Below are 7,922 nucleotides of genomic sequence, written 5' to 3'. Positions count from 1 at the left end.
ACGCTATCTCGCCCGTCGGATCTTCAGAATCTTCAGTGCTTCAAAAATGATTGAAGAGGTTCCGGTTGCGGCTTGACAGACATAGAAGAGTCGATGGGAAGGAAGCCAGCATTGGCTTCCTTCCCATCGGTCGGGGTGCGAGATCAATAAGGATACTACCGGATCCCGAACAATTGTCCAGAGGCTACCGGTTCGACCTACTTGTTGGCAGCGATTGCTTCCTTCACTGCGGTTGGGAAGTCTTCCTTTGCCAGATCGACTACCTTGCCCTGGACGAAGATCGATGGGGTGCCAGCCACGCCATCGTACTGGCCGGCAGTAGTGGTGTACTGGACGAATGGACGGAACTTGTCATCTGCGATGCAGCTTTCAACGGACTGCGCAGCGCCATTCTGGATCGCCAGATCGGCCAGCTCGGCGTTCTTCATCTCGCCCTCTGGGTAGTGGCCCCACAGTGCCTTGACGAAGCCCATGTAGGCTTCTGGGCTTTCGTCGGCGACGCAAGCCAATGCGTTGGCGCCGCGCGAGGAGAAGTTGGTTGCTGAACCACGGTCAAGGTAGCCGACGTTGCGGTATTCAACGGTGACGTCGCCGTTGGCCAGCCATTCCTCGATCTGGTCCCCGTAGGTAGCCTCGAAGTCTGCACAGTGAACGCAGTTGGCGTCAACGTACATGGCGATGTTGATCGGTTCGCCCTTTTCAGCCACCGTCAGGTCGCGTGGGGTAGCAGGCGATGGCGCCTCGGCAGGTGCTTCGAGCGTCTTGATATCCACATTCTCGATGGACTTCTCTGCGACAGTGTCCGGCGAGGTGACCATGATGCCACCGGCTGCGGTACCGCCCTGCGGCACGGCGCCGGAGTCTGCCACCTTTGCGTTGTTGTTCTGCACGATCAAGGTAACTACCAGTGCGATGACCACAATGACTGCGGCCAATACGCCCAGCTTCACGAAAAGCGACTTGCGCTTCTGAGCGGCATCTTGAGCGGCACGCATCTGCGCCGCCTTCTCTCGGGCACTCGCGGTTCGCTCTGCCTTCGATGGGCGCGGGTTATTTGTAGACATAAATTTGGCGGTTCCTTGGTCAGCGGACAACTATCATCTGGAGTCAAGCTTAGCCAACTCCCAGCGCCAATATCCTTGAAAAGTCAAGATTCCCCCACCTTCACAGGACTCACATATCTTTCGCATACAGCACCCAAAGTGCTTCGAAAACCTTAAGTTGAGCGTTAAACCAAGTCATCGGCGGATATCGTTTCTTTGCTGCCGGTCCTTAGCTGACCACGCGGCACATGCGCAGAAGTAGCCCATATGACGGAGAAATCCGTCCCTTCGTTCCCTTAGCAGTCAGTTTTCACTAGGCTAAATAGCAAGAGCGAGGAAATTTGACGAGAAGTCATTCACTCAGAACCGACGAATCTGCACCACGCCGGTGAACCAGATTGAACAAACCAGGAGGTTTGCAGTGGGTAACCCAGCGCCGAGTACAAAGACCGAAAATTCCTACGATTTTGTGGTAGTAGCCAACCGCCTTCCGGTGGATCGCATCACCAATCCTGACGGATCGCAAGGATTCCAGCGTTCGCCCGGTGGTTTGGTTACCGCCTTGGAACCGGTCATGGCTGCGTCCGAAGGTGCCTGGGTGGGTTGGCATGGCGGTATCGGCGAGAAACTGGAGAGCTTCGACAAGGATGACATCCATCTGGTTCCGGTCCCCCTGGATGAGGATGACCTGACCCTCTACTACGAGGGCTTCTCCAACTCGACGCTTTGGCCGCTCTACCACGACGTCATCGTGCCACCGGAGTACCACCGCACCTGGTGGGACCGCTATAAGAGGATCAACCAGCGATTCGCCGATGCCGTACTGGAAATCGCTGCTCCGCACGCTACCGTGTGGGTCCACGACTACCAGCTGCAGCTGGTTCCGCAGATGCTGCGGCTGGCGCGACCCGATCTGAAAATCGGCTTCTTCCTGCACATACCGTTCCCGGCGGCCAGCCTGTTTTCGCAGCTGCCCTGGCGCACCCAGATCTTGCAGGGACTGGTCGGCGCGGACTTGGTCGGGTTCCAGCGCGAAACCGATGCGAGCAATTTCCTGCGCTGCTTGCGCCGTTTCACCGACTACTCCACCAAGGGCGATGTGGCTTCGCCCCCAGCCGGTAACGACATGCAGAATCTCTGCCGTGCCAATGCGCATCCGATTTCCATCGATACCGAGCAAATCGCCAAGCTCGCACGCGATCCGCAAATCATTGCCCGTGCCGCCCAGATCCGCCATGAGCTGGGCAATCCGAAAACCATCATGCTGGGCGTGGACCGCTTGGACTACACCAAGGGCATTCGCCACCGCCTGAAGGCCTATGGCGAGCTGCTCTCCGACCAGACTCTGCGCGCCGGTGATGTCTGCCTGATCCAGGTAGCCAGCCCCAGCCGGGAAAACGTGGACAGCTACATCGAGCTGCGTGACCAGGTGGAGCTCATGGTCGGGCAGATCACCGGCCAGCATGACACCCTGAGCCACACCACCCTGCGCTACCTGCACCAGTCCTATCCGCTGCGCGAAATGATCGCCATGTATCTGGCAGCCGATGTCCTGCTGGTCACGGCCCTGCGCGATGGGATGAATCTGGTGGCCAAGGAGTTCGTCGCTGCGCACCAGGATGGTCGCGGTGTACTGGTGCTCTCGGAGTACACCGGCGCTGCCGATCAGCTGACCCAGGCTGTCCTGGTCAACCCGCACGACATCGACGGGATGAAGGCCAAGATCGTTGAAGCGGTTCAGATGAATGAGGCAGAGCAGGAACGCCGGATGAAACGCATGAACCGCCACTTGGCGCTCAACGACGTCTCGAAGTGGTCCGAGGATTTCCTAGCCGAGCTGGCCGAGATCAACGCGGCCACCTCCGTGCACGAAATCGTTCGCTAGAAGATTCCGACAGGAATCCTGATCTCCGATGAGGAATACCATTGCCTGACCTTGACCCTGCCCTGCAGGCCGCGCTGGCTGAATTTGCTGCCCATCAGCGGGTACTAGTTGCTTTGGACTTTGATGGAACGATGTCCCCGCTGGTTGACCGGCCCCAAGAGGCCCGGCCGCTGGAAGAGTCTGCCGCTGCCTTCGAGCAGCTGGCTTCCAGTCCCGGGGTATACACCGCGGTGGTGTCGGGGCGTAACCTGCAGTCCTTGAGCGAGGTCTATCCTGAACCTCGTCCAGAGATTCGCATTGGTTCGCACGGTGCCGAGCGCTTGGTTCCGCCACAGCTGGGCGCGATCTGGCACGATGAGCCGCTGACCGCTAGGCAGTCCGAGCTGCTCGGGCAAATTACCCAGCGCCTGGAACGCGTTGCTGCGATGCACGCGAACGCCAGCGTGGAGTACAAACCGTCGGCCACGGTCCTGCACGTCCGCCAGGCAACACCTGAAGTTGCCGCCAAGGCCCTGGCACAGGCGCGGCAGGCGCTACGTGATTTGGACGGCATCAAACTGCTTGAAGGCAAAGCGGTGCTAGAGGCCACCGTGCATCACGGCGATAAGGGCCAGAGCCTGCAGTGGTTGCGTGAAGTACTCGACGTCCAAGCGGTCCTTTTTGTCGGTGATGACGTGACCGACGAGAACGGATTCAAGGTTCTTGGCGCAGCGGATCTGGGCATCAAGGTGGGACCTGGACCAACTGCGGCCGCGCATAATATCCTTTCGCCAAGTGAATTACCACACCTTTTGAAAAGTCTGATTTCCATGCGACACTGAAGTGTCCCAACTCACTTTCACTACGGATCGTCGGGCACGTACCTGCCCGTGAAAGGATTGTCATCATGGCAACTGTGACCTTTGAAAAGGCCACCCGCATCTACCCGGGCGCACTTGTGCCTTCCGTCGACGCTATCGACTTGGAAATCCAAGATGGAGAATTCCTTGTCCTGGTCGGCCCCTCGGGTTGCGGCAAGTCCACCACCCTGCGCATGCTCGCGGGCTTGGAAGAAGTAAACTCCGGTCGTATTCTCATTGGCGATAAGGATGTGACCAACGTTCCGCCTAAGGACCGCGACATCGCCATGGTCTTCCAGAACTACGCGCTGTACCCCCACATGACCGTTGCCGAGAATATGGGCTTTGCCTTGAAGATCGCCGGCGTCGACAAGGAGGAACGCAAGAAGCGCGTGCTGGAAGCAGCCAAGCTTCTCGATCTGGAGAAGTACTTGGACCGCAAGCCCAAGGCCTTGTCTGGCGGCCAGCGTCAGCGTGTGGCCATGGGTCGCGCCATCGTTCGTTCACCCCAGGTGTTCTTGATGGACGAGCCGCTGTCCAACCTCGATGCAAAGCTGCGCGTGCAGACCCGTACCCAGATTGCGTCGCTGACCCGCCGACTCGGTGTCACGACCGTGTACGTGACCCACGACCAGGTGGAAGCCTTGACTATGGGTGACCGCGTTGCCGTACTCAAGGACGGCGAGTTGCAGCAGGTAGGCACTCCTCGTGAGCTCTACGATCGCCCACGCAATGTCTTCGTCGCAGGCTTCATCGGGTCCCCTGCCATGAACCTGGTGCAGTTGCAGTCTGCCAATGGACAGGTTGCTTTCGGTTCAGCTGTTATCGATGCGCCTGGGGCACAGGGTGGAGTCACCTTGGGCTTCCGTCCAGAGGACATCGAGATTGTCGGTGCCGGCGAAGGTGTGGAGATTGTTGTCGACGTTGTTGAAGAGCTCGGCGCAGATGCCTACATCTACGGTTCGGCAGAGCTAGGCGGCGAAACTCAGATAGTCGTGGTTCGTGTTGACGGCCGTACGCCTCCCGCACGTGGACAGCGCATCAATATTGCACCAAATCTGCAGCACGCGCACCTGTTTGATACGGAAAGCGGTCTGCGCTTGGACAACGCCTAATACTGGCTAGCGCCAATGGCGGCTTGGAAATTGAACTCCAAGCCGCCATTGGCTTTAAGTCTGTGATGTCTCAAGACACCGGTGACACTTCTGTCCCAGGACATCGGTAACACTCGGTGTCTCAGGACATCGGTAACAGATCAGACCGGATCAGGCATGTTTTGGAACTTCGCCGTGGCATGCTTCAAACTCAAATACTTCACGCCCTGCGGGAACGGGTAATCGAATTTCGCGACCAGTTCACCCTCCATGCTCAGCACCATCAAGTCCGTCGGGTCCCAAACCACATTCACCACAGTGGAGCGCAGTAGCTTGCCCAGATAAATTTCAACCCCGGCAACCCGCAGGCAGCGGTTCTTATTGGCCTGCAGCACGTGGCTTCCACTCTCACCCATGAGTTCAGAACGCAGCGTGGCGCTGAGCTTAGCCGGCTCTGGAGGGGTTCGTGCAGCAGCCATCTGCCAGGCCTCACGCTCACTTCCGGCTTGGACGCCAAGAACTACTTGAGCCTGGCTCGGTCCTGGTTTCGTGCTCAGTTTCCTCCACTGCCCAAGCTCCAGCGGCTCAGCTACGGGCGTGGCATCCCACGCTTCTTGCGGTGTCAACCGATCTTCCAGGGACTGGTGCCCACGTTGGGTGTTATAGGCATGGTCGAAGACATCCAGCTGCGCCTGCAACTGTGCTAGATCGGTGGCGAACGGCTGCTTTTTCAACCATTTGAACAAGGTTGAATGAAGCCGCTCGTTCTTGCCCTGGGTGGTGGGCTTGTGCGGTTTGCCAGTGATCGTCGCGATGCCCAGCCCATTGGCGTAAGCGACCAGCTCGCTCAGCACGCCACGGCGGATGGGGTTCAGCGCATCACCATTATCGGTGAGCAGTCTTTGCGGCACACCGCACGATTCGATGCCTTTGCGGAAGACCTTCACTGCATCTTGGCCGTTCTCGGTCTTGGCGGCCAATGAAGCGACCGCCAGCCGGGAATGGTCATCGATCAGCTGGAAGATCACGCATTTGCGTCCTCCTTCCAGCACGTATTCGGTGGCGTCCAGCTGCCAGCAGGAATTGGGCATCGGATAGCGGAAGGACCGAAAGGAGGAACGAGGACGCTTCTGCGGGGCTGGGGTAACCAGGCCTCGTTCGGAGAAGATCCGGGCCAGTGCCGAGATCGATACCGTGGGCATGTCCAGCTTCTTCATGTGATCGTGCACGCTGATCGGGCCGTGATCCCAGCCCGAGGCTTGCAACGCCTTGCGCATTGCGATCGCTTGGTCCTTGACGGCTTCGCTTGTTGCGGTAGGCGCTTTTTTCGGCCGTCGGGAGCGGGGTTCCAGGGCTGCTGCTTGGCCTTCGGTTTGGGCTCGTTTGCGGATTTGGTAGAAAGTCTTGCGGCTAATTTCGTGTTCCGTGCAGAAGGCGGTGACCGCGCCTCTGGGAGCGTCTTGTGGCAATCGGGCGATGGCTAAGCGTATTGTCGAGTTGACTGGATCATTTTTCACACTTTCCAGTTCATCAGCCCGTGTGCTGGCCGAGAGGCCGGTAGGCGGGCTGTGCACTTCGGGGCGTTAAATCCCGGGGAGAAGTGTCACCACTTTAAATGTTGAAGTGTTACCGATGTCCTGAGGCAGAACTGTTACCGATGTCCTGAGAGAAAACACATTGGCTTTAAGTCCGCTGCGCGAGAGTCCGGTTAAACATCGAAGGCCCCGAACAAAAGTTCGGGGCCTTCGGCAAATTATGCCCGGCGATGACCTACTCTCCCACACCCTCCCGAGTGCAGTACCATCGGCGCTGTGGGTCTTAGCTTCCAGGTTCGGTATGGATCTGGGCGTTTCCCCCACGCTATGATCGCCGTAACTCTATACCTCATGGCTAGCCATGGGAAAACTACGGTGTCATTCGCGATTGCGACAACTCCATAACTATATCAAGCACGCAGTGGATGCGCCACTTCAGAACGCGTTACCAATAGTGTCCTTCGCCATACCCGGCTAATTGGGCTAGCTCCAGATATCGTCCCCGCGGAGCGTAGCCTCGGCACCGCCATCGCAGTAAATCGTTTGCCCGGTGACGTGAGTATTTTCTGCACTCGTTAGCCACAGCAGTAGCTTGGCAATTACCACGGCTTCAGAGTGGTAGTTCAATGGCATCGGCACATTCTGGTCAACCATCGATTTGCCTTCTTCTGTCGCCAATAGGTCCCGAGTCATGTTGGTGATCACGGTGCCAGGAGCAACAGCGTTCAATGGGATCCCTGCGCCGGCCCACTTCTCCGAGATGCACTCGCGGCGAACCCAGCGGCTCAGCGCACGCTTGGAGGACGGGTAATTCAGGTAACCGGATCGCGGGCCAGCGGCTTCCAAGGCTGCACCAATGGCCAGGGCCGCTTCCTCGTCGCCTGCAAGCAACGCATCAACGAGTTCAGCGGAATTCTGCTGGATCGAGGCCATCGAGGAAACCACGGCCACGCGTGGTGACTGCGAGAGTCCCAATGCAGGCAGCAGGCCTTCCAGATACCTGGTTACGCCGAAGTAGTTTACCGAGACGGTAATCGCCTTAGGAGCCGAGATGCCTGCGGCCGCGATGACCGCGTCAATCTTGCCTTCGGAATGCTCTAGGGTCTGGCTGATGGCGCTTAGCCGGCCCGCCTGCGTCGATAGGTCAGCAGTGACCTCGGCATCGCGTAGATCAACTCCAATGACCTTGTGCCCACGTTCTCGAATCAATTCTGCAGTGGCCGCGCCAATACCGGAAGCAGCGCCAGTAACGACATAAGTTCTCACGTTCGGTTTCCCTCTTTCGCAATTGGAAGACGAGTCGAGTCACCGTCGATGAGTCAGTCGCAGCCTCGCTCATATCCCACACTATGCCCATTTCGAGTGGCCCCTTGAACAATGATGCCTAAGTCAAGTGTTTGGGGTTGCCTTAGTCGCTTAGCAGCTATCGAGGTTAAAGCAGGAGGGGAGGAGGAACCAAGCAGCACCAGCTGCCCAATTCCCCCTCCCCTTCCCGTTAAACAGGTGAGGCCCCGGCACCAAACGGT

6 protein-coding genes and 1 rRNA gene are annotated in these 7,922 nt (G+C 58.2%); 3 read left to right on the top strand and 4 right to left on the bottom strand.

Going from position 1 to position 7,922, the window contains the following annotated elements; translation table 11 throughout:
* Nucleotides 1-197: 197 nt before the first annotated feature.
* Entirely contained in the window at nt 198-1,064 is an 867-nt protein-coding gene (locus EDF61_RS18520; protein ID WP_133835107.1) for a DsbA family protein, read from the bottom strand.
* A 400-nt stretch (nt 1,065-1,464) separates the two neighbouring features.
* Between EDF61_RS18520 and EDF61_RS18515 the strand changes: the two genes are divergently transcribed.
* The 3 genes from EDF61_RS18515 (at nt 1,465) to EDF61_RS18505 (ending at nt 4,882) form a co-directional block, all read left to right on the top strand.
* Entirely contained in the window at nt 1,465-2,928 is a 1,464-nt protein-coding gene (locus EDF61_RS18515) for an alpha,alpha-trehalose-phosphate synthase (UDP-forming) (RefSeq protein ID WP_105661586.1), read from the top strand.
* A 41-nt stretch (nt 2,929-2,969) separates the two neighbouring features.
* Complete coding sequence (gene otsB, locus EDF61_RS18510; protein ID WP_133835106.1) at nt 2,970-3,749, top strand: trehalose-phosphatase; 780 nt, start codon at nt 2,970-2,972, stop codon at nt 3,747-3,749.
* Nucleotides 3,750-3,814: 65 nt separating this feature from the next.
* A complete protein-coding gene (locus EDF61_RS18505) occupies nt 3,815-4,882 on the top strand; it encodes an ABC transporter ATP-binding protein (RefSeq protein ID WP_105659109.1) in 1,068 nt (355 codons plus the stop codon).
* A gap of 140 nt (nt 4,883-5,022) precedes the next feature.
* On the opposite strand, the gene EDF61_RS18500 is transcribed toward EDF61_RS18505, so the two are convergent.
* From EDF61_RS18500 to EDF61_RS18490, 3 genes are all read right to left on the bottom strand, one after another.
* Nucleotides 5,023-6,378 (bottom strand): DDE-type integrase/transposase/recombinase, encoded by a 1,356-nt coding sequence (locus EDF61_RS18500; protein WP_133835105.1) that lies wholly within the window; start codon nt 6,376-6,378, stop codon nt 5,023-5,025.
* Between the two features lie 240 nt (nt 6,379-6,618).
* Nucleotides 6,619-6,735: ribosomal RNA gene (rrf, locus tag EDF61_RS18495) — 5S ribosomal RNA — on the bottom strand.
* A 144-nt stretch (nt 6,736-6,879) separates the two neighbouring features.
* Complete coding sequence (locus tag EDF61_RS18490; RefSeq protein ID WP_133835104.1) at nt 6,880-7,662, bottom strand: SDR family oxidoreductase; 783 nt, start codon at nt 7,660-7,662, stop codon at nt 6,880-6,882.
* Nucleotides 7,663-7,922 lie beyond the last annotated feature (260 nt).

The sequence above is a fragment of the Arthrobacter sp. JUb115 genome, assembly GCF_004365035.1.
Classification (GTDB): Bacteria; Actinomycetota; Actinomycetes; order Actinomycetales; family Micrococcaceae; genus Glutamicibacter.
Note: the sequence above shows the minus strand (reverse complement) of the source record. Positions and strands in the feature narration are given on the sequence as shown.